This window comes from Vibrio vulnificus NBRC 15645 = ATCC 27562, from assembly GCF_002224265.1.
Classification (GTDB): domain Bacteria; phylum Pseudomonadota; class Gammaproteobacteria; order Enterobacterales; family Vibrionaceae; genus Vibrio; species Vibrio vulnificus.
Map to the genome: position 1 here is coordinate 1,040,062 of NZ_CP012882.1, position 25,704 is coordinate 1,065,765.

The 25,704-nt window shown below is 46.8% G+C and carries 21 protein-coding genes; 8 read left to right on the top strand and 13 right to left on the bottom strand.

Annotated elements, in window-relative coordinates; all coding sequences use genetic code 11:
* Positions 1–155: 155 nt before the first annotated feature.
* Positions 156–1,718 (top strand): methyl-accepting chemotaxis protein, encoded by a 1,563-nt coding sequence (locus AOT11_RS20280; RefSeq protein ID WP_017419626.1) that lies wholly within the window; start codon positions 156–158, stop codon positions 1,716–1,718.
* Positions 1,719–1,767: 49 nt separating this feature from the next.
* Here the strand turns inward: AOT11_RS20280 and AOT11_RS20285 are convergent, their stop codons facing one another.
* From AOT11_RS20285 to tal, 4 genes are all read right to left on the bottom strand, one after another.
* Entirely contained in the window at positions 1,768–4,161 is a 2,394-nt protein-coding gene (locus tag AOT11_RS20285; protein WP_017419627.1) for a bifunctional diguanylate cyclase/phosphodiesterase, read from the bottom strand.
* Positions 4,158–4,769, bottom strand: coding sequence for a methylamine utilization protein (locus AOT11_RS20290; RefSeq protein ID WP_017419628.1), 612 nt, complete (start codon positions 4,767–4,769; stop codon positions 4,158–4,160). The genes AOT11_RS20285 and AOT11_RS20290 overlap by 4 nt, the downstream gene beginning before the upstream one ends.
* Positions 4,770–5,039: 270 nt before the next feature.
* A complete protein-coding gene (gene tkt, locus AOT11_RS20295; RefSeq protein ID WP_038939855.1) occupies positions 5,040–7,031 on the bottom strand; it encodes a transketolase in 1,992 nt (663 codons plus the stop codon).
* A gap of 81 nt (positions 7,032–7,112) precedes the next feature.
* A complete protein-coding gene (gene tal, locus AOT11_RS20300; RefSeq protein ID WP_017422634.1) occupies positions 7,113–8,063 on the bottom strand; it encodes a transaldolase in 951 nt (316 codons plus the stop codon).
* A gap of 463 nt (positions 8,064–8,526) precedes the next feature.
* Here tal and AOT11_RS20305 point away from each other — a divergent pair, with 463 nt between their 5' ends.
* Together AOT11_RS20305 and AOT11_RS20310 are read left to right on the top strand one after the other, a co-directional pair.
* Positions 8,527–9,519: a sugar-binding transcriptional regulator gene (locus tag AOT11_RS20305; protein ID WP_026050802.1), complete on the top strand. Its 993-nt coding sequence runs from the start codon at positions 8,527–8,529 to the stop codon at positions 9,517–9,519.
* 136 nt (positions 9,520–9,655) lie between these two features.
* A complete protein-coding gene (locus AOT11_RS20310; protein WP_026050803.1) occupies positions 9,656–10,954 on the top strand; it encodes a glycoside hydrolase family 18 protein in 1,299 nt (432 codons plus the stop codon).
* Between the two features lie 75 nt (positions 10,955–11,029).
* On the opposite strand, the gene AOT11_RS20315 is transcribed toward AOT11_RS20310, so the two are convergent.
* The 5 genes from AOT11_RS20315 to moeA all read right to left on the bottom strand — a co-directional run bounded on the left by AOT11_RS20315 (position 11,030) and on the right by moeA (position 16,675).
* Positions 11,030–13,306, bottom strand: a complete 2,277-nt coding sequence (locus tag AOT11_RS20315; protein ID WP_017422637.1) for a bifunctional diguanylate cyclase/phosphodiesterase — start codon at positions 13,304–13,306, stop codon at positions 11,030–11,032.
* 29 nt (positions 13,307–13,335) lie between these two features.
* The gene (locus AOT11_RS20320; RefSeq protein ID WP_017422638.1) at positions 13,336–14,166 is read right to left on the bottom strand and encodes a sulfurtransferase; all 831 of its coding nucleotides are present in this window, start codon (positions 14,164–14,166) and stop codon (positions 13,336–13,338) included.
* Positions 14,167–14,178: 12 nt separating this feature from the next.
* Entirely contained in the window at positions 14,179–14,490 is a 312-nt protein-coding gene (locus tag AOT11_RS20325) for a hypothetical protein (protein ID WP_039560512.1), read from the bottom strand.
* A gap of 145 nt (positions 14,491–14,635) precedes the next feature.
* Complete coding sequence (gene moeB, locus AOT11_RS20330) at positions 14,636–15,430, bottom strand: molybdopterin-synthase adenylyltransferase MoeB (RefSeq protein WP_017422639.1); 795 nt, start codon at positions 15,428–15,430, stop codon at positions 14,636–14,638.
* 9 nt (positions 15,431–15,439) lie between these two features.
* Positions 15,440–16,675, bottom strand: coding sequence for a molybdopterin molybdotransferase MoeA (moeA, locus tag AOT11_RS20335; protein ID WP_017422640.1), 1,236 nt, complete (start codon positions 16,673–16,675; stop codon positions 15,440–15,442).
* A gap of 175 nt (positions 16,676–16,850) precedes the next feature.
* Here moeA and folE point away from each other — a divergent pair, with 175 nt between their 5' ends.
* Positions 16,851–17,504, top strand: a complete 654-nt coding sequence (gene folE / locus AOT11_RS20340; RefSeq protein WP_011081489.1) for a GTP cyclohydrolase I FolE — start codon at positions 16,851–16,853, stop codon at positions 17,502–17,504.
* 98 nt (positions 17,505–17,602) lie between these two features.
* Here folE and AOT11_RS20345 read toward each other — a convergent pair whose 3' ends face one another.
* On the bottom strand, positions 17,603–18,565 hold the full coding sequence (locus tag AOT11_RS20345; RefSeq protein WP_086016775.1) for a TDT family transporter: 963 nt from the start codon (positions 18,563–18,565) through the stop codon (positions 17,603–17,605).
* A 255-nt stretch (positions 18,566–18,820) separates the two neighbouring features.
* On the bottom strand, positions 18,821–20,224 hold the full coding sequence (clcA, locus tag AOT11_RS20350; protein ID WP_017422642.1) for a H(+)/Cl(-) exchange transporter ClcA: 1,404 nt from the start codon (positions 20,222–20,224) through the stop codon (positions 18,821–18,823).
* A 509-nt stretch (positions 20,225–20,733) separates the two neighbouring features.
* Here clcA and AOT11_RS20355 point away from each other — a divergent pair.
* On the top strand, positions 20,734–21,273 hold the full coding sequence (locus AOT11_RS20355; RefSeq protein WP_017422643.1) for a hypothetical protein: 540 nt from the start codon (positions 20,734–20,736) through the stop codon (positions 21,271–21,273).
* Here the strand turns inward: AOT11_RS20355 and AOT11_RS20360 are convergent.
* Complete coding sequence (locus AOT11_RS20360; RefSeq protein ID WP_017422644.1) at positions 21,236–21,646, bottom strand: hypothetical protein; 411 nt, start codon at positions 21,644–21,646, stop codon at positions 21,236–21,238. The two genes, AOT11_RS20355 and AOT11_RS20360, sit on opposite strands and share 38 nt — an antisense overlap.
* Before the next feature lie 93 nt (positions 21,647–21,739).
* Between AOT11_RS20360 and AOT11_RS20365 the strand changes: the two genes are divergently transcribed.
* The 3 genes from AOT11_RS20365 (at position 21,740) to pepT (ending at position 25,070) form a co-directional block, all read left to right on the top strand.
* Positions 21,740–22,648, top strand: coding sequence for an aldo/keto reductase (locus AOT11_RS20365; protein WP_017422645.1), 909 nt, complete (start codon positions 21,740–21,742; stop codon positions 22,646–22,648).
* A gap of 80 nt (positions 22,649–22,728) precedes the next feature.
* On the top strand, positions 22,729–23,616 hold the full coding sequence (locus tag AOT11_RS20370; protein ID WP_017422646.1) for a DUF6279 family lipoprotein: 888 nt from the start codon (positions 22,729–22,731) through the stop codon (positions 23,614–23,616).
* 224 nt (positions 23,617–23,840) lie between these two features.
* The gene (gene pepT, locus AOT11_RS20375) at positions 23,841–25,070 is read left to right on the top strand and encodes a peptidase T (RefSeq protein ID WP_026050804.1); all 1,230 of its coding nucleotides are present in this window, start codon (positions 23,841–23,843) and stop codon (positions 25,068–25,070) included.
* Positions 25,071–25,160: 90 nt separating this feature from the next.
* Here the strand turns inward: pepT and AOT11_RS20380 are convergent, their stop codons facing one another.
* Entirely contained in the window at positions 25,161–25,619 is a 459-nt protein-coding gene (locus tag AOT11_RS20380; protein WP_015728084.1) for a dCMP deaminase family protein, read from the bottom strand.
* Positions 25,620–25,704 lie beyond the last annotated feature (85 nt).

Here is a 25,704-nt window from a genome sequence, read left to right on the forward strand (position 1 = left end):
TTGTTCTCATTTTAGCTCACACCATATTGATATTAAGAAACTGGATGTGTGTGAAATGTGTTGGTTAGTTTAAAATTTGATATCAACATTTTGTAATAAAGAGAAATATTGTGTATATATCTGCCCACAATTACTCTCCATAACAAAAGTTTATAATGTCAGCACTTATTTCTAATTCAGCTCATGAAACTCTCCTGAAAGAGCACGAACAGCTCGTTTCTACTACTGATTTAAAAGGTGTGATCACCTATTGTAACGAGGCATTTTGCCGAATCGCCGAATTCAGTGAACAAGAACTGTTGGGTGAAAACCACAATATTGTGCGTCACAGTGATATGCCCAAAGCGGCATTTGGCGATATGTGGCAAAACCTAAAGCAAGGGAAAGCTTGGCGAGGTATCGTGAAAAATCGAACCAAGTCAGGTGGTTTTTACTGGGTTGATGCCTATGTGACGCCCATTTATGAAAATGGTGTGATGTCTGGCTACCAATCAGTGCGTGTCAAGCCAAAACGCGAATGGGTCGAGATAGCTTCGAAAGCGTATCACTCTTTACTGGATGCGGAGCGAAATGGCCGGCGGTGGTCACTCAAACTGAATGATTCACTTCGATACGCGATCTTGCTGGGTTCTATCTCGGCACCGGTGCTTGCGCAAATGCTGAGTTTGGACGGCACGTATTCTGTTTTGGCCAACTTGATGCCTTTGACTACATTGGCACTGCTGTTTAGGCAAGAGTTAATTGATACACCTCAGCAGTTAAAGGCGCTACAAAGTAAATTTGATAGCGTGAGTCGTTTAATTTATTCCGGAAAAAACCAGTTCTCTATCGCTGATTTTCATTTAAAAATGGCGTCGGCTCGCATTCGCACGGTCCTGGGGCGGATGACGGATTCTGCTAGACCTTTACAGCAATTGGCAGATGATTTGAGTGCGACGACAGAGGAAGTGTCACAAGCGTTGGGTCAGCAGGCGTCGGATATTCGCCAAGTTCAACAAGCGACGGACTCGATGGAGGTGGCGGCTCAATCAGTAGTGAGCAGCACGCAAGACGCTGATCGCCTAATCGAAGAAACAGCTCAGCGCTGCGTTGCGGCAAAGCAAAGTATCGATCAAACCCATCGGAACTTAGAACAGTTGATGCTGCAGGCTGAAAAAGCGACGGCAACAACGTATCAGTTATCCGAACAGGCACAGAAAGTCAGTCAGTTTATGGAGGAAATTGGTGGCATTGCGGAACAAACGAACTTACTGGCTTTGAACGCTGCGATTGAAGCGGCTAGGGCCGGTGAGCAAGGTCGAGGTTTCGCGGTGGTCGCTGATGAAGTTCGTGCATTGTCGGGCAGAACGTCAAATGCCACACTGCAAATTAGAAGCAGTATCGACACCATGCTGGCTACCATTCAATCTTGGCAAAACGACATTCTAGAGAATAAACAGCAAACGGAATCGTGTTCAGAAGTCGCCGCAATCAGCGCTGAACGATTATTGGAGGTGGAGAAAATGATGTGCTCTATGAGTCAATTGATGGAGACAGTAGCAGCGTCGGCGGACAATCAAATGCAACTCTCCAGTCAGGTGAATCAACACATTCATTCGATTGTGACCACTTCGGAACAAAATCTTGCAGCGACCTATTCCGTGGAAGAAAACAGCCAGAAGCTGAAGTCTCGAGTGGACGATTTCTATCAGCTTGCCTATCGATTTGAAGAGAAATAGGTGCAGCGATGATAAAAGCAAACCCCGTCGCTGTTTGATTCGGCGGGTTCTAACCTTTTTTCTGCAAACTCTCCACCGTGTATGGGTTCGATTGCATCCACTCTTCTCGCCATGCAATAAATTCTTCCAAGGCTATTGGTTTGCTTACACAATAGCCTTGTATTTCATTACAGCCTAGCTCTTTAAGTGATTCAAATAAGGCGTAGGATTCCACGCCTTCTGCCACCACCTGTAACCCTAAACTATGCGCAAGGTGGATGGTGGAACTCACGATCACCTTATCATTTGGATTTTCCAGCATGTTTAAGACAAACGATTTGTCGACTTTCAATTCATTGACGGGTAACCGCTGTAGATAGCCAAGGGAAGAATAGCCAGTACCAAAGTCATCGATAGAGAGATGAAAGCCCATTTGAGACAACTGCAGCAACGTCAGTTCTGATGTTGCTGGATCATCCATGATGGCGCTTTCCGTGATTTCTAAACAGAGGCCACTGGCAGGAACATTGTATTCGCTGAGCCAGTGTTTTAAGTCATCGATTAGTTGCGGGTTAATCAAATCCCACGTCGAGAGATTGACCGAAATGGTCAGTTGACCGGAGAGTGGTTGTAACTCGCGCCAATGCTGAATTACTTGTTGTATCATCCAGCGCGTCAACTCCCTTACATAACCCGTTTGTTCAGCAAAAGGCACAAAGAAGAAGGGGGCAAGCAAGCCTCTTTCCGGATGCTGCCAGCGAATCAGCGCCTCTGCTGACGACACCACTTTGGTTGTGGCCGTGACTTTGGGTTGAAGATAGACGCGTAACTCGTTTTGTAATAGCGCCTTCCTCAATTCTGACAATAGCGAAAGGTTCTCGGGAATGGCGGTGACTAAGGCACTGTCGTAGAAAACCACTTGTTCTTTTTTGCGTTTGGCGCTGTACATGGCGATCTGGGAGGCGTTGATTAAGCTGTCAACATCCCCGCCATCGCTTGGCCAAGTGGCGACTCCGATAGAGACACTGATATCAATTGGGGTATCGTTGATATAGAAAGGGGTATCAAGACGTTGCTTGAGCGTTGCAACACTGTCAGCCAGCTCACCACTGTTGGTTTTAATTTCACACACAAACTCGTCACCACTGATTCGAGCCGCAAAAAGAGAAATGCTTTCCGAGGTTAACGTGAGTCTTTGCGCCATCTCTTGCAACACCGCATCGCCAACATGGTAACCCAGTACATCATTGATGTGTTTGAAGCGGTCTAGGTTGATGGTGATGACCGAAATTGACTTGAGCGATGGATGGGCCAGCGCTTGTTTCAAGTGTTGTCGGAAGTTTTCCCGGTTTGGGAGATGCGTCAAAGTATCGAAGTAAGCGAGTTGAGTGATGGTCTGTTTTTGCTCCTCAAGACGTCCGCGCATTTGATCAAATCCCCGTGTCAGTTGACCAATTTCATCAGGACGCTGTGTACCTTCAATCGTTGCCGTGTAGTTGCCGTCGGCGAGTGCTTTGGTTGCTTTGGTGAGTGTGATTAAAGGGCGGATAACGCGATGAGATAAGGCGAGAACGGCAAGAGTGAAGAGCACAATCGCCAATCCAGATACCCATAAATATTGAGACGCAAGCTTATCAAAGCGAAGGCTTGCCGCATCCAAAGATTCAAGGAAAACAACGTGAATCCAATGCTGGTTCGGCAGTTTTTCCGTCAGCGTTTCGGTGACGAAGATTCTGTCGGCGATGGAGCGATCCTGCATAGTTGAACTCGCGATGGTGCGAGGTTCAGGCAAGGAAGAGAAGTAGGCTTTTATTGGCGCTTCGTTTGATACCACGTAAATGTTCGATGAATCGCTGAGAGATGAAAGTAGCGCAATATCAACTCCAGCCAATTGGCTTGCAAGACTGATACGCTGGTGGGAGACCTCAAAACCAAACAGCACATAACCAATAATGCGCGGCGCTCTGATTGGCGCGAGGACAAACTGAGTCGGCTTACCTTTGTAGATCATGAGATGGTATGGCCTCGCGGTCGTAAACTGTTTAATGGCGGTGACGAGATCTTTGCGTGAGGCTTCGGAAATGTTGTCTTCAGACAGCGCCTGCAGTTCCCATTGGTGATCGATAAGCACAGCAATAGAGGCATCCACCCTGGCTGCGTTGTTTTGCAGTGCTGAGGTAATAGTTTGTTGATCTTGGGTGGCTACCGCGGTGCGAAAGCCAAAATCAGATGCCAGTAGGTCGGCGTTTTCTTGTAAACGGAAACTGGCTTGAGTCAATAACTGATCCCATACTCGCTTCGAGACCTCGAGCGTCTCTCGTATCTCTTCGCGAATGTGGGCTTCTACCGTCACTTGCACCAATGTGTAACTGACAAATTGGATCGAAATGAGAAAGGCAAGAACGAACGTGATAAACCGACGGGAAAGACTAGTCCGTAGGTAGTGGCCCAATAGCGAGTTCACAGATTCCCTCCTAACGCGGGCATCACCACTTCGACAGCAGTATTGTTTTCAGTTAAAACGGCGCTTTGAGTGACTAAGGGAGAGCCAAAGGGTAACGCAGAATGCCACACTTCAATCTGATAGGTATCGGCTTGTTGCTGTGTGAAATACACTTCACCTTGATTGTTTGTTTTGGCAAAGAGTGGCGTGTCGGAGACTAGAATCCATGCCAGCATGCTATCGTGAATATTGCAGCCAATCTCAACAACCCCCGCCTTATCAAACACGACGGGTTTTTCAGGCCGACCTGAATAGAGTTTGAGTTCAAATGTTTTTGCGTTTGAGAACGAGTAAACATGGTGTCGAACTCTATCACGATTAGGAAATTCAACAGCACTGCCTTTAGTGATCACCAATACATTCGGGGTAAAAGTTCGGTGGTTTTGGCTTAATTCAGTGACAGGCATCGGCTGGAGAGATTGAAGAAGCGCTTCTGACTTGAGAAGCACGACCGCGTTTTCAAGCGGTTCCCGTTGTTGAGTGAGTACCCTTACCGTCAAATCCGCTGCGAAGCAGGGCAAGGAAACTAGAGACAACCACAGTATGTGAATAGTTCGTTTGCTCACCATGTTACTTCCTCAATAGCTTAGGGGTGTTTTTGGATCGGGCATCGCTTCTTGTGACGGCTTGATAGCGGTGATGTTTTAACTATAGATGAAAGATGGCAAACAGAATGCTTGATGCAAGAAGAAAGCGGTTTGTGCGTTTGTGCAGCCAGTGGAAGGTGGGCAAAATCGACGGGTGTGTTAGCCTCGCTCGACATGGCAAGATTGTAAGGATAATAAAAAGCCCCGCTAAATAAAGCAGGGCTTTGAATTCGATTTGGTCTGAAATCGTGATTACGCGAGAAGTTCTTTCGCTGTGTTCACCACGTTTTCTACCGTGAAACCGAACATTTCGAACAGCTGGTCAGCAGGTGCTGATTCACCGAAAGTCGTCATACCGATGATGCGACCGTCGAAACCAACGTACTTGTACCAGAAATCCGCAATGCCCGCTTCGATAGCGATACGTGCCGTTACGTCTGATGGCAATACAGATTCACGGTAAGCCGCGTCTTGCTTGTCGAAAGTATCAGTAGCAGGCATTGAAACCACACGTACTTTCTTACCTTCAGCCGTTAGTTGTTCAGCCGCTTTCACTGCTAGCTCAACTTCTGAACCCGTCGCGATTAGGATCAGCTCAGGCTTACCATCGCTGTCTTTCAGGATGTAACCACCTTTGGCGATGTCTGCCACTTGCTCAGCACTGCGTGGTTGCTGTGCTAGGTTTTGACGAGAGAAAATCAGTGCCGATGGACCATCTTTACGTTCAATCGCCAGTTTCCATGCAACTGCCGATTCCACTTGGTCACATGGACGCCATGTGCTCATGTTTGGCGTTAGACGCAGCGATGCGATTTGCTCAACCGGTTGGTGAGTTGGGCCATCTTCGCCAAGACCGATAGAATCGTGTGTGTAAACTTGGATGTTTTGCACTTTCATCAGAGCGGCCATACGCATTGCGTTACGTGCGTATTCCATGAACATCAGGAAGGTTGCGCCGTAAGGAACGAAACCGCCGTGTAGCGCGATACCGTTCATGATCGCAGTCATACCAAATTCACGTACACCGTAGTGGATGTAGTTACCAGAGAAGTCGTTTGCTTCTAGCGATTTAGAACCCGACCACATGGTGAGGTTAGAAGGCGCTAGGTCAGCAGAGCCGCCCATGAATTCTGGCAGCATTTTACCAAACGCTTCTAGCGCGTTTTGCGATGCTTTACGTGATGCGATGTTCGCTGGGTTTGCTTGAAGATCTGCAATGATTTGGTTTGCTTTCTCTTCCCACTGAGCTGGCAGTTCGCCATTTACGCGGCGTTTAAACTCCGCAGCTTCGACTGGGTACGCTGCTGCGTACGCATCAAACTTCGCATTCCAAGCGGCTTCTTTTGCCGCGCCAGCTGCTTTTGCATCCCACTCTGCGTATACGTCAGCAGGGATTTCAAATGCTGGGTGTTCCCAACCTAGGAACTCACGAGCTGCGGCAATTTCTTCCGCACCTAGTGGTGCACCGTGACAGTCGTGTGAACCTGATTTGTTTGGTGAACCAAAACCGATGATAGTTTTAGTACAGATTAGAGTTGGGCGAGGATCCGCTTTAGCAGCTTCAATTGCTGCGTTGATCGCTTCAGCATTGTGACCATCCACAGCTGGGATAACGTGCCAGCCGTACGCTTCGAAACGCTTAGGCGTATCGTCAGAGAACCAACCTTCAACGTGGCCGTCGATAGAGATGCCGTTGTCATCCCAGAATGCAATCAGTTTACCAAGGCCTAGCGTACCCGCTAGAGAACATGCCTCGTGCGAGATACCTTCCATCAGACAGCCATCACCCATGAACACGTAAGTGAAGTGGTCAACGATGTCGTGGCCTTCTTTGTTGAACTGCGCTGCGAGCGCTTTCTCAGCCATTGCCATACCAACCGCGTTGGTGATGCCTTGACCTAGAGGGCCTGTGGTTGTTTCGATACCAGGCGCGTAGCCGTATTCTGGGTGGCCCGGAGTCTTAGAATGCAATTGACGGAAGTTTTTCAGATCATCGATAGAAAGCTCGTAACCGCTTAGGTGCAGTAGCGAGTAAATCAGCATCGAGCCGTGGCCGTTAGAGAGTACGAAACGGTCGCGATCAGCCCACTCTGGGTTTGATGGGTTGTGGTTTAGGTGGCCACGCCAAAGAACTTCAGCGATGTCCGCCATACCCATAGGTGCGCCTGGGTGGCCTGAGTTTGCTTTTTGTACGCCGTCCATGCTGAGTGCGCGGATTGCATTAGCTAAATGTTTACGATCCATAATAAATACCGAATATTATTTGAGTCTAAAGAGGAAATAAGTAGGGGAACGTTTGCGTTCCCCTAGTTTGATTCTGTGTGATTACAGTTTCGCTGCAATCATCGCTTCTAGTTTGCCTTGGTCAACGGCGAAGTTACGGATACCCTCTGCCAGTTTCTCAACCGCCATTGGGTCTTGGTTGTGCTCCCATAGGAATTCCGCGTGCGTCATTGGTGCTGGACGCTCTGCTGTGCCTTTAGAGTCAACCAGTTTCTCAACCACTTCACCTTCAGCCGCTTCAAGTTCTGCAAGTAGAGCAGGCGCGATAGTCAGACGGTCACAACCAGCCAGTTCTAGGATCTCACCGATGTTACGGAAGCTTGCACCCATAACGACGGTTTTGTAGCCGTACTCTTTGTAGTAGTTGTAGATCTTAGTCACAGACAGTACGCCTGGATCTTCTTGAGCTTCGAAAGAGCGACCTTCTTTCGCTTTGTACCAGTCCATGATACGACCAACGAATGGAGAGATCAGGAATACGCCCGCTTCAGCACAAGCACGCGCTTGAGCGAAAGAGAATAGTAGAGTCAGGTTACAGTTGATGCCTTCTTTCTCTAGGATTTCCGCTGCGCGGATACCTTCCCAAGTTGACGCTAGTTTGATAAGGATGCGATCGTTTGTGATGCCAGCATCGTTGTACATTTTTACTAGCTGACGAGCTTTCGCTACGCTGCCTTCCATGTCGTAAGAAAGACGTGCGTCCACTTCTGTAGAAATACGACCAGGGATTGTTTTTAGGATTTCTTTACCGATGTTTACTGCAAGCATGTCGCAAGTGTCTTGAACCTGCTGTGCTTTGTCATCGCTTTGAGTTTTTGCATACTCGATAGAAGCATCGATCAGAGGCGCATACTCAGCGATTTGAGCAGCTTTAAGAATCAGAGAAGGGTTTGTTGTTGCATCTTCTGGTTGGTATTTTTTGATTGCATCAATTTCACCAGTGTCTGCTACGACAGTTGTTAGCTTGCGAAGTTGCTCTAACTTGTTGCTCATAATCGATCATCCTATATAACGGGCTATCGCTCGGTGTACACACCTAAGCCAATACATTTGTAAACTGACTAGCGAATAGTTTAGTGCGATTTTTACAATGCACGCTCTATTCATCAGAAAAAATTTAGCGACCGAACATTTGTTTTGAACATTTGCTCGATGGCTGAGTAAATGATGTGTCCATATTTATCCTAACGTGTAGGAAAGTCAATGGTTGAATGAGCTTTAAGGTGATGCTCATCAACGTTTTTTTTCGCGTAAAATCGAACAAACAACAATTAAACGTTTGCCCTTACTCAGTAAGGTTTAGTGAGCAAAAGTCATTAACAAAATCTTTACTGAGAAAATGTCATTTCAATGAGCAAAAGTTGCGGTTAGAATCGTGTGTAACATATGCTAAGTCAATGAGCATACGCTCAATGACAGATTAAAATAGCACTCTGAAATGAGGGTGAGAGTAAATATGAGCAGTTCAAACCAAGATATATCGATTGAAAGCACGGATCTTCTGACGGAGATCTCGGTCGCTTACTATCAGGATGGCGCTACTCAGGAAGAGATTTCAAAGAAGTTTTCGGTTTCTCGCGCCAAAGTGGGCCGAATGCTTAAGCAAGCAAGGGACGAAGGGATCGTCGAAATCACCGTGAAGTATCACCCGGTGTTCAGTGCCAAAATTGAGCAGCGTTTAATTGAACGCTTTGGTGTGAAGCGAGCATTAGTCGCGCTTGACCAACACCACGAAGAAGCACAGCGCCAGCAAGTGGCTGGTTTGGTGTCAAACTACCTAACGAGCACATTAAAAAATGGCATGGTGGTGTCGGTTGGGCAAGGGCGAAATGTCTCTGCGGTTGCGCACCACGTTGGTGTCATTACCCCGCGTGACTGCAAATTTGTCTGTGGGATTGGTGGCATTCACCCTCGCGGCGGTATGTTTAACGCTGACCATATTTGCCGCCAGTTGGCGAAAAAATATGGTGGCACATCAGAAACACTCTATGCGCCGGCGTACGCCGAAAACCGCGAGCAGAAGATGGCCTTCATGCAAAACGCGACAGTGAAACAGACCCTCGATCTTGCGCGTAAAGCCGACATCGCCCTGATTGGCATCGGTGACATGAGTGAAAACAGCTATATGGTCGATCTAGGGTGGTTTACCCCCGATGAAGTGGTGCAGTCTCGCTTACAGCAAGGGGTTGTGGGGGATTTTGCGGGTTATGACTTTTTCGATATTTATGGCAACGTCGCGAATACGGTGATGAGTGATCGTGTGATTGGTCTAGGTATTGAAGAGTTTAGGCCGATCTCCCAAGTCATCGCTATCGCTGCCGAGAACAGTAAGCCATTAGCACTGCTTGGCGCACTGAGAACGGGAGCCATTGACGTTATTGCTACGAGCGTGAGTAATGCGCTCACCGTACTGAACCTTGACGAGCAGATGCAAGGAAAAGCGCAATAGCAATTCAGGTGGCATATTTTTATGCAACTTGTGCAATCAGGCTGCGAGAGTTTATAAATGACTCGCAGCCTGATTTGATTTCTAAGCTGAAAATAATCCCGAGGAGTACTTTTAAAACAGTTACTTGGAGGGACTTATGAAAAAAACACTGATAACCGCTGCTTTACTCAGCACGTTTGCTGGCAGCGTAATGGCACAAGAAAAAGTAGTTGCGGGTTATTTTGCTGACTGGCAGTACGCGAATGCATCTAATCCATATACAGTAAAAGACATACCTGCAGAAAAGCTGACTCATGTTATCTACGCCTTTTTAAGCATGTGTGGTCCTCACACTGGAGCATCAGAGACGGTACAAAAGTTGGTAGCCAAACAGTGTGAAGGCAAAGAGCCATTCAGTGCGATTGTCGTTGATACCGAAGCCGCCTTAGAAAAAGACTTCGGCAACGTCTCGGTGAAGGTACCATTCAAAGGCCATTTTGCCCAGCTTGCAGAACTGAAAAAGCAGCACCCAGATCTTAAAATTCTCCCTTCTTTTGGTGGCTGGACCATGTCCGAGCCTTTCCATGCAATGGCCAAGGATCCTAAAGCAATGGCGCAGTTCTCGAAAACCGCCGTTGAACTTATCAAACAATATGACTTCTTTGATGGTATTGACTTGGATTGGGAATACCCTGGTGGTGGTGGCTTAACCACGTCCCCTTGGAATCCTGCGACGAAACTGTCTGATGAACAGAAAGTGGCAGAGCGTGATGCTTTTACTTACCTAGTCAAAACGTTGCGTGCCGATCTTGACGCGTTAGAAAAGAAAACCAATCGAGAGTATGAACTATCAACAGCGGTTGGTGTGGGCGCGAAAGCGGCACAAATCGATTGGAAAGCCGCACAGCCTTATCTCACCAACATGTTTGCAATGACCTACGATTTCCTCGGTGGGTGGGGGCAGCAGACCGGACACACTACCAATTTGCATGCAACAGAACGCAGTTGGTGGGGTATGGGCGCAGATGTTTTCATCAACCAAATGATTGAACTTGGTATTCCAAGTGAGAAGCTCGTGATTGGCGCAGCGTTCTATGGTCGTGGATGGCAGGGAACACAAGATTATGACGGTCAAGCGCCGAAAGGGGACTTGCTCTCTGAACAAGGCGCGCAATTTGGCACTGGCGAGAATGGTTACTTCATGTTCTGGGATCTGGTAAAGAACTATGGAGAGAAACAAGGCTATCAGTACAACTACGACGAACAGTCTCAAGCACCTTATTTGTGGAACCCAGAGAAAAAAGTCTTTATCTCATTTGAAGATCAGCGCTCGATTAAAGCGAAAGCACAGTGGGCGAAGCAATCGAATCTTGGAGGTATCTTTACGTGGGAACTTTCTGGCGATCCAAGCGGTAAATTGGTTGATACCATGCACGCTGAAATGACGAGCAAGTAAGTTCAATCATTGGCTTTTATATAAAAACCCGCTGTTTTAGCGGGTTTTTGTTTCGCCGTAATTGGGTATGAGCGTCTATTTTTCCGTCTGTTCGTCCAGATAGCTTTGCAGTTGCTCGACATTGAGCGGTTTCGCGTAGTAATAGCCTTGTAACAAGTCGCAACCACATTCCGCCAGCTTGTTCGCTTGCAACTCCGTTTCTACCCCTTCAGCTAACACTGCCATGCCAAAGTTTTTCCCGATAGCGATGATGTTTTTGACCATGTTGAAAGACTTTGCGTCATTCTCAATGTGATCAACAAAGCTCTTGTCGATCTTCAGCTCATCAATGGGTAGATCTTTCAGCATGCTTAACGAGGAATAGCCGGTGCCAAAATCATCCAGAGAGATTTTAAGCCCTTGGTGGTTCATCTCGTTACAAATGGGTTTGAACTGCTCAAGATCTTCAATAAACAGGTTTTCTGTAATTTCGAGCGTAATGCGTTTTCTATCGAGTCTTGCTGTGTCGATGGTGGTGAGAAGGTGCTCAGCAAAATCCTGCTGAATAAACTGTTTCACAGATATGTTGATTGAGAGATTCAAGTCTTGACGTTGTGGTAATACATAAGTCGCAATATCACTGACACTGCGTTCAATGATGAATTTACCTAGTTTAACCATGAGTCCTGAGCTTTCGGCGACAGGAATAAACAGATCGGGTGGGACAAAACCGAGCTCTTCGTCCTGCCAGCGAACCAAGGCTTCGACACCATGCAGCTTGCCATCCATATCAACCTGAGGTTGGTAAACCATAAAGAGCTTTTGTTGTTCAATCGCAAATCTTAAACGTTGTTCAACTTTCGTTTTGTATAAATGCTGCTCTTGCATTTCAGTGGTGAAAATATTGAACGAGTTACGCTCTTGTTTGGCACGATACATCGAGATATCGGCGGCGCGAAGTAACGCGTCGAGGTCATTGCCGTGAGTGGGATAAACGGCGATGCCTACGCTACAGCTTAATAGGAACTGAACGTCGTTAATCACATACGGCTCGGCCATTTTAGCGATCATGGTAGTGGCCAATGACTTAAGTAACGCAGGATCGCTCTCTTTTACCAATAAAATGAATTCATCGCTGGCTTCACGCACCAGCAAGCGTTGGTCGTTGTTGAATGAACCTAATCGTTGCGTGATTTGTTTTAGAACATGGTCACCAAAATCGTGACCATGAGTGTCGTTGACACTTTTAAAGTTATCCATATCGATGAACAGCAGTGAAAAAGGCGACGTTTTATTTTTGAGCCAACTGTTTACGTTATTGCGCAAATAGAGTCTGTTTGGCAGGCCAGTTAAGGTGTCGTGTGTCGCTTGCTTATTTAAGCGTTCAATGGTTTGTTGTTCGTTGTTGGCGATCGAGCGCACTAAGCCGTAAAACGCGAGCTGTAAGATAGTGAAGATCAGCAAGTAGAAGCCGAGTTGGCTGTAAAACTGTTGACGAATAAAATGCATTTCAGTAGCAGAAACGGCCCAAACTTTATAATCCGACAGGTATTTCACTGTCATTAGATAGGAGACTTGGGGGCCATTTGTCGTCACTGTGACGGCTTTTTGAGAAGCTTTGAGTTCCGGTTCGGAAAGCGATAACTGAGAAGCCGCCGCGGCGATGACCTCTTTGTAACGATGATCATCAATGGGTGCATCGTAACGATTGACGAGGGAGGCGTCGGCAGAAACAAAAGTGCGGTACAAGTCTTCTCGTATCAGGCTCACAATATTGTAGGGGTTAGCATGAATATTGTTGCGAAAAACCAGTGTCGACTCGACTTTTAGTCCCGCGGTCATGACGGCTTCCACTTCACCGCGCTGATTGCGAATGGACTTGCGAATGGGAATCACCAAGGAATCGATGGCATCAAAATAGTAGGTATGCCCCAATACCATACGATTGGAATTGAGTGCTTCGGTGAAACCAACTTTTGTCGCGGGGTTGGCGATTAAGTTTTCTGCTCGCGCTAAATCGACATTGCTGCTGACCGCGATAAAGTCACCGTTAGGATTGGCAAGGCCAAAACCAGCAATAATAGGATGAATACGCATCAAGTTATCGAGTAGCGGCCGTATCTGCATGGCTGCCGTCCGAGTGAAATCGCTTTGCTCGACTAATTGATGCCCAACCACTTCGAGTAGGGATTCTTGGCTTTTGAACAGTGAGTCGACGGAAGCCGCAAAAAGCTCAAGTTGCAGCAGTTGCTTATCTTGGTATTTCTGTAGGTTGGAATGATAGAAATTATGGCCAAAAAGGATAAAAAGCCCCATGGTAACCACCACGAGGACCCAATATAGCAGCCAAATATTTTTCTTCATTCCAGCCATTCTTTGCCTTCTGTTTGACGCTGTCTTCGTTAAGGTTCAATAGGTAATTGAGGGTTGGCTCCCCATTCCGTCCATGAACCGTCGTAGACAGACAAATTTTTGTAACCGATTAGGTATGCGCCTAATAGCAAAATGCATGCAGTGACCCCCGAGCCACAACTGAAAATGATCGGTTTACTCTGGTCTAATGGTAGCGACTCGAAAGCCTCTTGCAAACCAGACAAAGGTTTAATATGGCCTTTGTCCATCAGTTGTGAAAACGGCAAACACAGGGAACCCGGAATGTGGCCACTGCGTATACCTTCTCTGGGCTCTGGGACCTGAGCTAAAAACCGTTCCATAGATCGTGCATCGACAATTGAGGCGGAGCGCAAATTACTGTGCTTCAGAACAATATCGGCATTTAAGAAATAATCTGGATCGATTTGTCCGTTGAATACGCCAATCTGTGATGCTGCTTCAAAGTTGTCTTGGGTTTCAAAGCCTGCGTCAATCCACGCTTTCAGGCCACCATTGAGCACTTGAACGTTATGATGTCCCATCGCTTTTAGCATCCACCAAGCTCTTGGCGAGGCGTAAGTGCCCGCGTTATCGTAGACCACGATATGGCTATCATTGTTTAAACCGATCTGCTGTGCTTTCTCATTGAAGGTTGCTTGATCGGGCATCATATGAGGCAAAGCACTGGAAAGATCGCAGAACTCGTGGTCGTAATCGAATCGACGAGCACCAGGGATGACCTTGCCGAAAATTTTGGGCTCAGCATTGGGAATCGTGAACTCCATGCTGGCATCTAAAATGACCAAATTTTGTTGTTGTTTAATCTCATTCAGTTCACTGGCAGAAATAAGCGGGGACATAGAGTGATTTCCTTATGGTTTCTGACATTCAATAAAGTGATAGCGAGGTTGCTTGGTGAGCGCGTTTGTTCCTTTCGCTAAAAGTACTTGCGCAGGTGGCAGACAATCATTGTCGGGTTTGACTGTCAATCTCAGCACGCTGGAGTCTGGGAGCTTGACCGTTAAATAACGTCGATGCCCATCTAAAGATTGAGTTAACGTATTGCTAAGCAGTATTGCGTGAATCCTCTCATTATCCGGCTTATCTCTTAGCAGGTGTTGCAGCGAGATAAGCAAAGCGATGCCTGACAACAGTAATCCAAATCCTTTTATGAGTGGTCTCATCGAATGCTCGTCAAAACAATTGGTTATTAGCGTTTAGGGCCAAGATAAAACAATTTCCTTCCGTTGTAACCATGTCCTTTTATCGCAACCACGGCAGAAGTGGATCGTTAAAAAAAGCCCTCCACAATATAGGAGGGCGTTTCAATCAACTCTCGCTTGTATGTTGTGAATCACAGTTGCGTTGTGAATCATCGTTGCACACTGGGCAAGCGGGCAGTTTCATGAGATTCATTTCTCGCCAAGACATCGACATGGCGTCAAGGATCAAAATTTTACCGCTTTTTGGGGTACCAAATTGAGCCAACACTTTGATCGCTTCCATCGCTTGAACGGCACCTATGATGCCAACGACCGGTGCCATGACCCCTGCTTCGACACAACTTAGCGCATTTGCACCAAATAGTGCACTAAGACATTGATAGCAAGGCTCATTAGCGTTTTGGTAGGTGAAAACGCTCACCTGGCCTTCCATGCGAATCGCAGCGCCAGATACCAATGGTGTCTTGGTCGCAAAGCAGAGGCGATTCAATTGATTGCGCGTCTCAACGTTGTCACTGGCATCCAACACTAAGCTGTGGTTTTTGATCAAAGTTTCAAGCTCAGAGTCGCTAAGACGCTGCGCCACCGTTAACACTTCGATGTGAGGATTCAGCTCTCGCAGCGACTGTGCTGCCGACTCGACTTTTTTACGCCCAATATCCGCATCGTGATGCAGGACTTGGCGCTGCAAATTGGACAACTCAACAATATCGTCGTCAATCAATGTCAGCCTGCCGACCCCCGCAGTCGCCAGATATTGACTCGCAGCACAGCCAAGGCCACCGGCACCCAAAATTAAGATGGAACTCTGTTTGAGAGCTTCTTGGCCTTCAAAATCAAACTGACGTAGGATGATTTGGCGGTTGTAGCGCAGCATTTCCTGATCGGAAAGAATCTCCACCTTCAGCTCCTAAAATAGGGTTGAGTTAAACAATTCGATATTGACGGTTTCACCCACTTCAACACGTCCACGCTCTCGTTCTAAAACCACAAAACAATTTGCCAAGCTCATTGAACGAAACGCGCCAGAGCTTTGATTCCCAGTTGTTTCGACAAAGAACTGACCATTCTCAATGGTGTAGATGCCGCGTTGGTAGTCGGTACGACCGGGGGCCTTTTTAAACGCCGTTCGTGTTGTGGCAGGTATGGACTCTGGAGCCTTCCATTGTGAATGGCCTGCCAATTTGGCCAGCATTGGCTGAACCAAAACATACATCGTTAAAACGGCAGAAACGGGGTTACCTGGCAGACCGCAGAACCACGCGGTGCTGAGTTTGCCAAAAGCAAAGGGTTTACCCGGTTTGATCGCCAATTTCCAAAATCCGATTTCGCCTAGCTGCTCCAAAATGTCTTTGGTGTAGTCGGCTTCGCCCACGCTGACGCCACCAGAAGTCACCACCACATCCGCTAGTGATTGGGCTTTTTCGAAGGTGTTTTTTAATGTTTCAGGGCAATCAGGAATGATGCCGAGATCGATGGCTTCGCAGCCAAAGTTCTCAATCAGCGGCTTAATGCCGTAGCGGTTGCTATCGTAGATCTGACCTTCCAGTAGTGGTTCACCCAGCGATTTGAGCTCATCACCAGTAGAAAAGAAGGCGACACGGGGTTTTCTGACCACCGTAACGTGGCTGATGCCTAAAGAGGCAATCATTGGAATATCGCGAGGCGTGAGGCGAGCCCCTTGGGCCAAGACTAAGTCGCCCGCTTGGATATCGTCGCCTGTTGGTCGAATGTTTTCGTTCGGCTTAATCTGGCACTGTTGGATGACAATACCTTCGTCGCTCGCTTCGGTGTTTTCCTGCATGATGACGGCGTCACATCCCTCTGGGATTTTTGCGCCCGTCATGATGCGAATACAACTGTTTTGCGGCCATTCCCCGTCAAAAGGCTGGCCTGCAAATGACTTGCCCGCAAGCGGTAGTGGTTGGTTGTGCTCTAAATCGGCAAGGCGAATCGCGTATCCATCCATTGCAGAGTTATCAAAAGGAGGCACATTAATGGGGGAAAGAATATCTTCAGCTAAGACATAACCAAGCGCTTCAGCAAGCGGTAGTTTTAACGTTGTTTGAATCGGTTTAATGCGGGAAAGCATCTTTTCCATCGCATCTTCAATTGGCATTAAGCCAGGTGCATCACAACAGCCCATATTGAATTTCCGTTGAATTATGGTTTTAGCGCACTTTAGCACAAATCGATGAGTGGCACGAATGACCCTCAGTAAAATATGGGTGTAATTATTCAAAAATCCGAGTATCCTTGTCAGCCATCCTAAAGGGGTATTCTTCCCTTTATGAGAGTCTTGAGATGTAAGAGGAAGTGGAATGTCAGGTCTTAGCGAATCCGCCCAACTGGTTAAACAAGCGTTAGAAAAGCGCGGTTTGGAAACGCCGATGGTGCCGAACCAGTTCAGTCGTGAAGAAAAGAAAGAGAAAATCGAACACCACATGCGTGAGATCCTTTCTTTGCTCGAATTGGATCTGACCGACGATAGTTTGGAAGAAACGCCAAGACGCATTGCTAAAATGTACGTCGACGAAGTTTTTTCCGGCCTTGATTATCAGAACTTCCCTAAGATTACAGTGATTGAAAACAAGATGAACGTCAGCGAGATGGTTCGAGTGAAAGAGATCACCTTAACCAGTACTTGCGAGCATCATTTGGTGACCATCGATGGCAAAGCAGCGGTGGCCTATATTCCTCGTGGCAAAATCATTGGTTTGTCTAAGATCAACCGCATTGTTCGTTTCTTTGCGCAGCGTCCTCAGGTGCAAGAGCGTATGACACAACAGATTCTAGTGGCGTTGCAAACCTTACTCGAATCGGATGACGTTGCGGTAACCATCGACGCAACACACTATTGCGTGAAGTCTCGCGGCGTGATGGACGCGACCAGTGAGACGACCACAACCGCATTGGGTGGCATTTTTAAGAGTAACCCAGCGACACGGGCCGAGTTTCTGCATGGTCTGCGTTAATCAACAGTCTATTTAATACAAAAAACGCCCAACTTATGAGTTGGGCGTTTTTTATGCCTGACAAAATCTTTGAACCCCAGCATCCATGTCAACGGATGCTAAACGACTTGTTTGGTTTTGAACACTTCAGGCCAATACATCTTAACGTAGCCAGCAGATACCCACACAACAAGCACGGTGGCAATACTCAGTTCAAGAAAACCAAAATCATGCAGCCATGCCCATTGAGGGTGGGATTCAGCAAAAAATGCGGTTAAGCGATGCATCGCAATGGCACTGATCACCGATGGGAATGTAACGGCCGCGATGGAAGGTTGGAACTTCAATCTCAGTAATCGAATGTAGCATAGGTAAATCAGCAGCGTCATGGTAATGGCGATGCCCGCTAACGCGCCAGTGAGGATAGGGTCTGGCTCTTTGAAGTTCACCAAATATGCAGCGAGCGAAAGGTTAACCGGAGCGGCCATGATGGCTAATGTTGGCCTTGCTCGCTTAGGTAGAGAACCAAAAAACACCAATCGGTAGAGAACCAGAGGCAGTAGGAAAAAATAGATCCCAATACAGACCATAGCCAGCGTTTCTGAAAAGACATTGTGACCAAATTGAGAACCGGCCAATGAGCTGCTGATCAATCCAACTGGGTAGAGGAACCAGCTTGGCACAATATTGGACATCTTAAAATTCATGATTTGGAAACTGAAAAACAGCACCATCATGGTAAAGTGCAGCAAAACCGCCATAAACCAAAGAGGGTAGGCGATCAACGGCGATACGACGGCCAAATAATCGCACAACACCAACAGCGCCATACTCATTGGAGCCATCAAACTTCCACTCAGAGGATGACGAATATCGTTGAGAAAGGTTTTGCCGTTGGTGGCATATTTGGCCAATACAGGTAAGAGTAATATCGCACCAAAAGCCGCAAGGAAAGGACGAATAGGTACGCCAACTTCTGGTAAATAGAGAGCCCAAGCTTGGCCTAAACCAATCATGCCCAACGCTAATGCAGCTTGAGAAGGAGGAACACTTTGGACTTGAACCAGCCTTCTCCAATTCAGCGAAAATTCCATTTGCGAATTTAACCTCAATTCGACGCACTACTTTTCTAGAGTGGGGATCCGTTCCCACTTAACCATGACTTAATAGAAGAATCAGCACCATTTAACCGCACATTCAAGAAATCAGATACGCATGAGAAAAATGGGCTCAGGGATGGTATCAACTTTGTGTGGTTGTTGCTTGGAAAAAATCGAATTCAGCGCAAAAAATCGGGATAAAGTCGTTTATCCCGATGCATTATTAGTGAGGAATTTTTACGAGTTTTGCTGCTCTGGTAGATCTTGCTGACGTAACTTGTCGTTCTTGATGGTTCTATGTAAAAGCTGGCTGTAGATGGGCTTACCGCCACAAACTTGCGCACAAATCACCGCACCAAGACTGGTAATGATCAGTGGCAAAATAAGGTAATAGTTGTTGGTCATTTCAATCACGAGCAGAATTCCTGTAATTGGTGCGCGGACCGTAGCGGCGAACAAAGCCCCCATGCCTGCAATGGCGAACATGCCCGGCTCGATGGGAAGATCGGGAAGTAGGATTTTCGCGGTGGCACCAAAGGCATAGCCGAACAGTGTGCCCAATGCCAACATAGGCGCAAAAATCCCGCCGGGTGCTCCTGAGCCAAAACAGATTAAAGTGGTCAAAACTCGTCCGACAAAGAGCATCACCAGAAGAGAAACGCTGTAGTTGCCGTTAGTGACGTCTGGAATAAGATGAATGCCGCCGCCCGTCAGCTCGGGAACATACAGCAATAGCAAACCAAAGATGCCACCGAGACAGGTTCCGGTGATCAAATAGCGTTTGCGATCGTTTTTGTGCAAGGCAACAAAGGCGTCTTGTGCGACAGTAACCAGTTTATTAAACAGCACACCGAATACGCCAAATAGCGCGCCCAATAACAAAAAGAGCCACAAAGCTTTTAGCTCGGGTGGTTGATATTGCGGCATGGTGATGACCGCATCTTGGCCGTTGATGGCACGAAACACGATATTGGCCATGACAGCAGAAATAATCACAGCTCGAATAGAGATCAGCGAGTAGCGAAATTGTGGACGCATCTCTTCGACCACGAACATGATCCCCGCAAGCGGAGCATTAAACGCGGCTGCCAAACCACCTGCCGCCCCTGAGGCGAGCAAAGAGTGGCGAGTGTCATCATCTTTTACTCGGAAAATGTCAGTGACCATGCGACCAACGGCGCCACCCATCTGAACGGTAGGCCCTTCTCGGCCCAGTACCATTCCAGAACCCAGTGCCCCCATGCCGCCAAAAAACTTCACGGGAATGACTCGCCACCATCTGACAGGGCGGATATTATCCATCGCCCCCTCAATTTCTGGTATACCTGAGCCAGCGGCCTCTGGCGCAAAGCGATGAACCAGAAAGTACCCCACAAATGCAAGCGCAGCACTGATCAAAATTGCAGCAAGCCAAAGGGGCAACAAATGACCAATTTCACTCTTTAACCACTCCGTCCGAGTCTCAGAAACAAAATGCACGGCGATTTCGAAATAGGTTCCAACCAGCCCAGCCAATACGCCAACCAGTGCCGCAAGGAAGAGCACAGAAATAGGGGTTGATCCGTGTGAGAGAAACTGATTGATCGCATCCTTGGGTACTTTTACTAATACGGACTGAATGATTCTCTCACGTTTGGTCATTTACCTTCTCCGACACAAATAGCTGAAGCACGAATTATAAGCTTGACCACTGTTACGCCTTAATCAGTAAAGATGCAAATTAGCTTTGCAGAAATCGTATTTAACGATGTACTAAATGTGATGGAGGTATCATTAATAAACGGGTGTGTCACTTGCAAATTCACCAATCTGAACCACACTTAAATTGTAAAGCAACATGCTGCTCGATAAGGAGGGATGTGAGGTTTTACACACAATTTGGATGGAATCAAAACTCTACTGTAGTTCCTCGTTTTTTGTTAGGGATGCATCTATAGTAATCCCAAATCGCAGACTCACGATTGAGTAACGAGGTAAAGGCGCACTGCTAGGTGCGCCTTATTAATTTGCGCTGTCCATGATTGATTTCCTGACATCTTGCTCTATGCTGTCTCTCCTCTGTTGCCTCAAAAATCAATCAAATGCGTCGTTATTTAAGCTCGTTGTCCCTTTACATTTTTGCTATCGCTTCTCTATTGATGAGTGGGGTTGTGATTGCGCAATCTTGGTCCGTCGTTGGTCAAATAACACAAGCTGCTCTCCCTCTTTCCAGTGCAGAAGTAGAACAAGAATCAGATAGTTATCGCTGTGAACAACAAGATGGAGAAGCTGTCTATTGTTATGATGCGCTTAATTATTATCAGCAAACATTCATAGGTGAAGTGACGTTTGAGACAAATTTCGTCACCATGAAGTTAATGACGCCTTTCAACATGGCGGATTGGTCGCAACTGCAGTTGAACCTAAGAAAAGATTTGATGCAGATTGCGGAGGTTTCCGCGTTGGGTGACTCATTCGATGTGCAAGCACAATTAGCCAAAGCCAAGACTCAAAAGGAAAGAAACCTTGTTGATAAAAATTTGGTCATTTTTATCAATAAATACCGAACGCATTCACAAACACAGCGTTGGCTTCCAGCTTCGCAGTATCACCTTCAACAGCCCAGCGTGTTAGCCGAAATCAGCCATGATAGTGAGTGGATAACCTTGGTGATTACTCGTTTTCTGCCGCCAAAGAAGAACGAGAAATGAACGCTGCCATACCTTCTTGATCTAAAAAACCATCTGCTTTCTTGTGCGCACGCAGGTACTGATAGCCAGCAATTATTTGTTGTTGGTTTGGCCATTCTTGTTCGTTGAGCTTTTGCCCCGTTACGTATTGATAAGCCATTTTAAATGCCTGCTCATCGACGACTTCTGCTTGTCGGTAAAGATAGCCGCAGCCAGTGGCTAACCACTCCAATGAACAGTTAGCTCGCATCGCAATTTGATTGGCCTTGGATAGACTAGGCTCAGTGCCTTTTAAGTACTTGCGAATCAGGGCTTCCGACAGGTCTACACGGCGAGCGAAACCACTGACGCTCTCTTGGCCAATTAAGCTGGCTAATCTTTGGGCAAAACTCATCAATTCGTACTCCAGTTCGAATTCCTTGGGTTTACGCGTTGAGTCGACGGCAAAACAAGTCTAGGATTTAACAAGATAAATAAGGAGTACGCAATGGTAGCGAAAGTTGTAACAGCGCCACAAGGGCCAGAGTTTTCGGCGCTGGTTCAAGGTTATTGGCGTTTGGCTGAATGGAACATGACCCCTCAGCAACGTTTAACATTTCTAAAGCAACATATCGAAATGGGCATCACGACGGTTGACCATGCAGACATTTATGGACAATACGAGTGTGAACACTTATTCGGTGAGGCGTTGGCGTTAGACAAAAGCTTACGTAGCGATATTCAAATCGTGACGAAATGCGACATTAACTTATGTGGGGCAAAGCACCCAGATCGTAAGGTTAACCATTACGATACCAGTGCCGCGCATATTTATCAGTCAGTGAACAACTCGTTGGAACGTTTAGGGGTGGATGAGCTGGATGTGCTACTTATCCATCGTCCTGATGCTTTAATGGATGCCGACGAGGTAGCGGAAGCCTTCAGCGAGCTGCACAAAGTGGGCAAGGTGAAGCACTTCGGTGTGTCGAACTTCTCTCCCCGTCAATTTGAGTTGCTTCAATCTCGATTGAGTAAGCCACTGGTGACTAACCAAGTGGAAATCAATCCTCTTCAATTTGACGTAGTACACGATGGCACTCTGGACCAACTGCAGATGTTACGTGTTCGCCCAATGGCTTGGTCGTGTTTAGGTGGTGGCGCGCTGTTTTCCGGCCAAGGCGAGCAGGAGAGTCGTGTGCGTAAAGAGTTAGAGGCGATTCGCGAAGAAGTTGGTGCGCAGAGCATCGATGAAGTGGTTTACGCTTGGGTGAGAAAGCTGCCATCGCTACCGATTCCTATCATTGGTTCAGGCAAAATAGAGCGAGTTCAAAGTGCCGTGAATGCATTGCAAATTGAGCTAAGCCGTGAACAGTGGTATCGAGTGTGGGTGGCTTCAAAAGGCCATGGTGTGCCATAGAAAAAAAGAATCAGTGACGGGTGAACCGTCACTGATTCACACGCGTATAACGCATCACTTGGGCGAGAAAAGGATGTTTGATGACACTAGGATGTGGAAGTTTGGGGCGAAATAAAGCCACTTGGCGGACGTTGAGTTATCTTGCTTTGGCCTTTATTTTATTAGGCTGTTCCAATAAATTTCTATACACCAACCTCGATTGGGTGGTGCTCGAATATGTCGATGACTATGTGACATTGGAAAACGAGCAAGAAGCAATGTTGGACGAACGCTTGCAGCAATTGCTGCGCTGGCATCAAGAAGAAGAGTTACCGCTTTACGCCAAACAACTACAACAGTTGGAAACGATCACCTCTGCACAAGTGTCCGCTGAATTTGTTATCGAGCAGCGAGAAGCCATTAAGCAGCACACAGCAAGGCTCGCCACGCGGGCCGCTCCAGATATCTACGCTTTAACACTTTCCCTTAGTGCCAAACAAGAACAAGAGTTGTTGAATAATTTGGCAAAAAAATATCAAGAGTTGGATGAAAAATACGGTGGCTGGTCGGAGCAAGAGCGTCGGCGTCGTTATGTTGAACGCATCGAAGAGAGCCTAGAGAAGTGGGTTGGCCGTTTAAACACAGAGCAAAAAGCGCTGGTGGTTCGTTGGGCCGATGAACTGCAAATCACTACACCACATTGGAAAGAGCATAGAAATAAAATGTTGGAAGTTGCCCGCCAACTGTTAAACAACAAGCATGATCCCCATTATCTACATGAAAATTTGATGCGCCTTCTGTTGCAACCAGAGAGTTACTATAGTCCTGAGTTAAGCGAGAAAGTGAATTTCAATATTGCGTTAGCCAACCAGTACATTCCCCAAATCAGCCAAACCATGAGCGATAAACAGTGGCGACATTTTCGTGCTGAAGTAAAAAACTGGCGTGATTTAGCGAGTGAGTTGAACAATCAAATAGTCGGGCGCTAACAGACATACACTATGGAATGGTTTGCGTAATATTCCTCGTCAATGACAGAAAAACTGATTCAAAGCAATTTCTCATCTTTTCAAGTGCGTAAGATAGTTGCGTCGGGTTGTTCATACCACACTAACTTGTGCCTTCATTCTATGCCCGACAACTCGTAGAGCAGGTGTCTTCACCATAATGACTATATTCACCACTCTCGTTGGCTAAGAAGAAGAGAATTGCCATGAAACATTTAGTACAAAGATTTATTCGCTATGTGACGTTTGATACTCAATCAAACCCTAAAAAGAAATGCTGCCCAAGCACGTCTGGACAAATGAAGTTTGCAGAGCATCTCAAACAAGAGCTGCTTGACCTTGGTCTCAGTCAAGTTGAGTTGGATGAGCATGGTTACTTGATGGCAAAGCTGCCAAGTAATGTGGCGTACCCAGTTCCAGCGATTGGCTTTATCGCACACATGGATACCGCGCCAGACGCCTCTGGCAAAAATGTGAAACCGCAGATCATAGAAGATTATCATGGCGGTGACATCGCGCTCGGCATTGGAGACGAAGTGCTTTCTCCAGTGCAGTATCCTGAGCTGCATGCGCTACATGGTCACAATTTAATTACCACAGATGGCACTACTTTGCTGGGTGCCGACAACAAAGCTGGTATTGCGGAAATCTTATCGGCCATTGAGATGCTTATGGAAAATCCAAGCATTCCACATGGCGATATTTGTATTGGCTTTACGCCTGATGAAGAGATTGGCCGCGGTGCGGATTTGTTCAATGTGGAACGCTTTGGCGCAGAATGGGCCTACACCATTGATGGTGGGCCACAAGGCGAGTTGGAATATGAAAACTTCAATGCATCCAGTGCAGACGTTATTTTTCATGGTGTGAGTGTTCACCCTGGCACAGCAAAAGACAAAATGGTGAACGCAATGACATTGGCATCGCAATTCCATTGCCGAATGCCAGCAGATGAAACGCCGGAAACCACCGAAGGCTACCAAGGTTTTTATCACCTCAAATCTGCCGAAATGGGTGTGGCGCGATCAGAGCTGGGCTACATTCTTCGAGACTTCGAGCGCGACGGCATTGCTCGCCGTAAGGCGCTTATGCAGTCCCTCGTGGACGATATGAACACACAACTTAAGCATGGCTCGGTTGAGATCTGCTTCACCGACAGCTACTACAACATGAAAGAAAAAGTTGAGCCTTTCCCACATGTGATTGAGTTGGCGAAGCAAGCAATGGAAGTGTGCGATGTTGAACCTATCATTAAGCCTATCCGTGGTGGAACGGATGGAGCTCGTTTATCCTTCATGGGATTGCCTTGTCCAAACATTTTTACGGGCGGCTACAATTTCCACGGTATTCATGAATTTGCGTCAATAGAACAGATGGAAAAATCGGTTCAGGTGATCGTGAAAATTGCGGAATTAACAGCGAAAAAGTACGCTTAACGCTTCTATATGCATCAAAAAATAGCCCAGCATTGCTGGGCTATTTCCTTAATAATTTCCTCAATAACGTGCCGTTTAATGGCGGAGAGATCAGCGTACGCCTTCTTCGCCTAGTTCATCGACAGGAAGCCAATTTACTTCGACACCTGCTTGATTGAACATATCTTGGCTTACGGCAATTTTGTCACCCCACCGGGAAAGAAAATCTTCCGATTGTTCAGGGCAGTGCACGCGCGAAATGCCCGTTTGAATAATCTTTGCGGCACAATTTGGGCAAGGAAAATGGGTGACCCAAATTTCACATCCGTCTAAATCACGTTTAGAAAATAGAATGGCATTCTCTTCGGCGTGCAGTGTTTTGAGGTATTTCAGTTCACGCTCGTCGGTGTCGACGCTATCGGAAACACCGTGTGGATATCCGTTGAAGCCAACAGAAACGATACGGTTCTGTTTGGTGATCACCGCACCCACTTGAGTGGATGGGTCTTTACTCCAAGAGGCGACTAATTCTGCCATTTGATAGAAGCGTTTTGCCCATTTAGAAATCATTCATTACCCTCTCTTCATTAGGCTGTTGGCTGAATAATAACGTATTTTATTTAAAAACATAGTCATCACTGATGATATCTGCTGA

Bases quoted from the DNA above. Each gene is read 5' to 3' on its own strand.
- AOT11_RS20360 (WP_017422644.1), bottom strand. From the start codon at position 21,646: ATGAGTTTTGCCCAAAGATTAGCCAGCTTAATTGGCCAAGAGAGCGTC.
- AOT11_RS20370 (WP_017422646.1), top strand. From the start codon at position 22,729: ATGACACTAGGATGTGGAAGTTTGGGGCGAAATAAAGCCACTTGGCGG.
- folE (WP_011081489.1), top strand. From the start codon at position 16,851: ATGTCAGGTCTTAGCGAATCCGCCCAACTGGTTAAACAAGCGTTAGAA.
- AOT11_RS20315 (WP_017422637.1), bottom strand. From the start codon at position 13,306: ATGGCTGGAATGAAGAAAAATATTTGGCTGCTATATTGGGTCCTCGTG.
- tkt (WP_038939855.1), bottom strand. From the start codon at position 7,031: ATGGATCGTAAACATTTAGCTAATGCAATCCGCGCACTCAGCATGGAC.
- AOT11_RS20325 (WP_039560512.1), bottom strand. From the start codon at position 14,490: ATGAGACCACTCATAAAAGGATTTGGATTACTGTTGTCAGGCATCGCT.
- AOT11_RS20380 (WP_015728084.1), bottom strand. From the start codon at position 25,619: ATGATTTCTAAATGGGCAAAACGCTTCTATCAAATGGCAGAATTAGTC.
- AOT11_RS20365 (WP_017422645.1), top strand. From the start codon at position 21,740: ATGGTAGCGAAAGTTGTAACAGCGCCACAAGGGCCAGAGTTTTCGGCG.
- AOT11_RS20290 (WP_017419628.1), bottom strand. From the start codon at position 4,769: ATGGTGAGCAAACGAACTATTCACATACTGTGGTTGTCTCTAGTTTCC.
- AOT11_RS20310 (WP_026050803.1), top strand. From the start codon at position 9,656: ATGAAAAAAACACTGATAACCGCTGCTTTACTCAGCACGTTTGCTGGC.
- pepT (WP_026050804.1), top strand. From the start codon at position 23,841: ATGAAACATTTAGTACAAAGATTTATTCGCTATGTGACGTTTGATACT.
- clcA (WP_017422642.1), bottom strand. From the start codon at position 20,224: ATGACCAAACGTGAGAGAATCATTCAGTCCGTATTAGTAAAAGTACCC.
- AOT11_RS20320 (WP_017422638.1), bottom strand. From the start codon at position 14,166: ATGTCCCCGCTTATTTCTGCCAGTGAACTGAATGAGATTAAACAACAA.
- AOT11_RS20305 (WP_026050802.1), top strand. From the start codon at position 8,527: ATGAGCAGTTCAAACCAAGATATATCGATTGAAAGCACGGATCTTCTG.
- moeA (WP_017422640.1), bottom strand. From the start codon at position 16,675: ATGGGCTGTTGTGATGCACCTGGCTTAATGCCAATTGAAGATGCGATG.
- tal (WP_017422634.1), bottom strand. From the start codon at position 8,063: ATGAGCAACAAGTTAGAGCAACTTCGCAAGCTAACAACTGTCGTAGCA.
- AOT11_RS20280 (WP_017419626.1), top strand. From the start codon at position 156: ATGTCAGCACTTATTTCTAATTCAGCTCATGAAACTCTCCTGAAAGAG.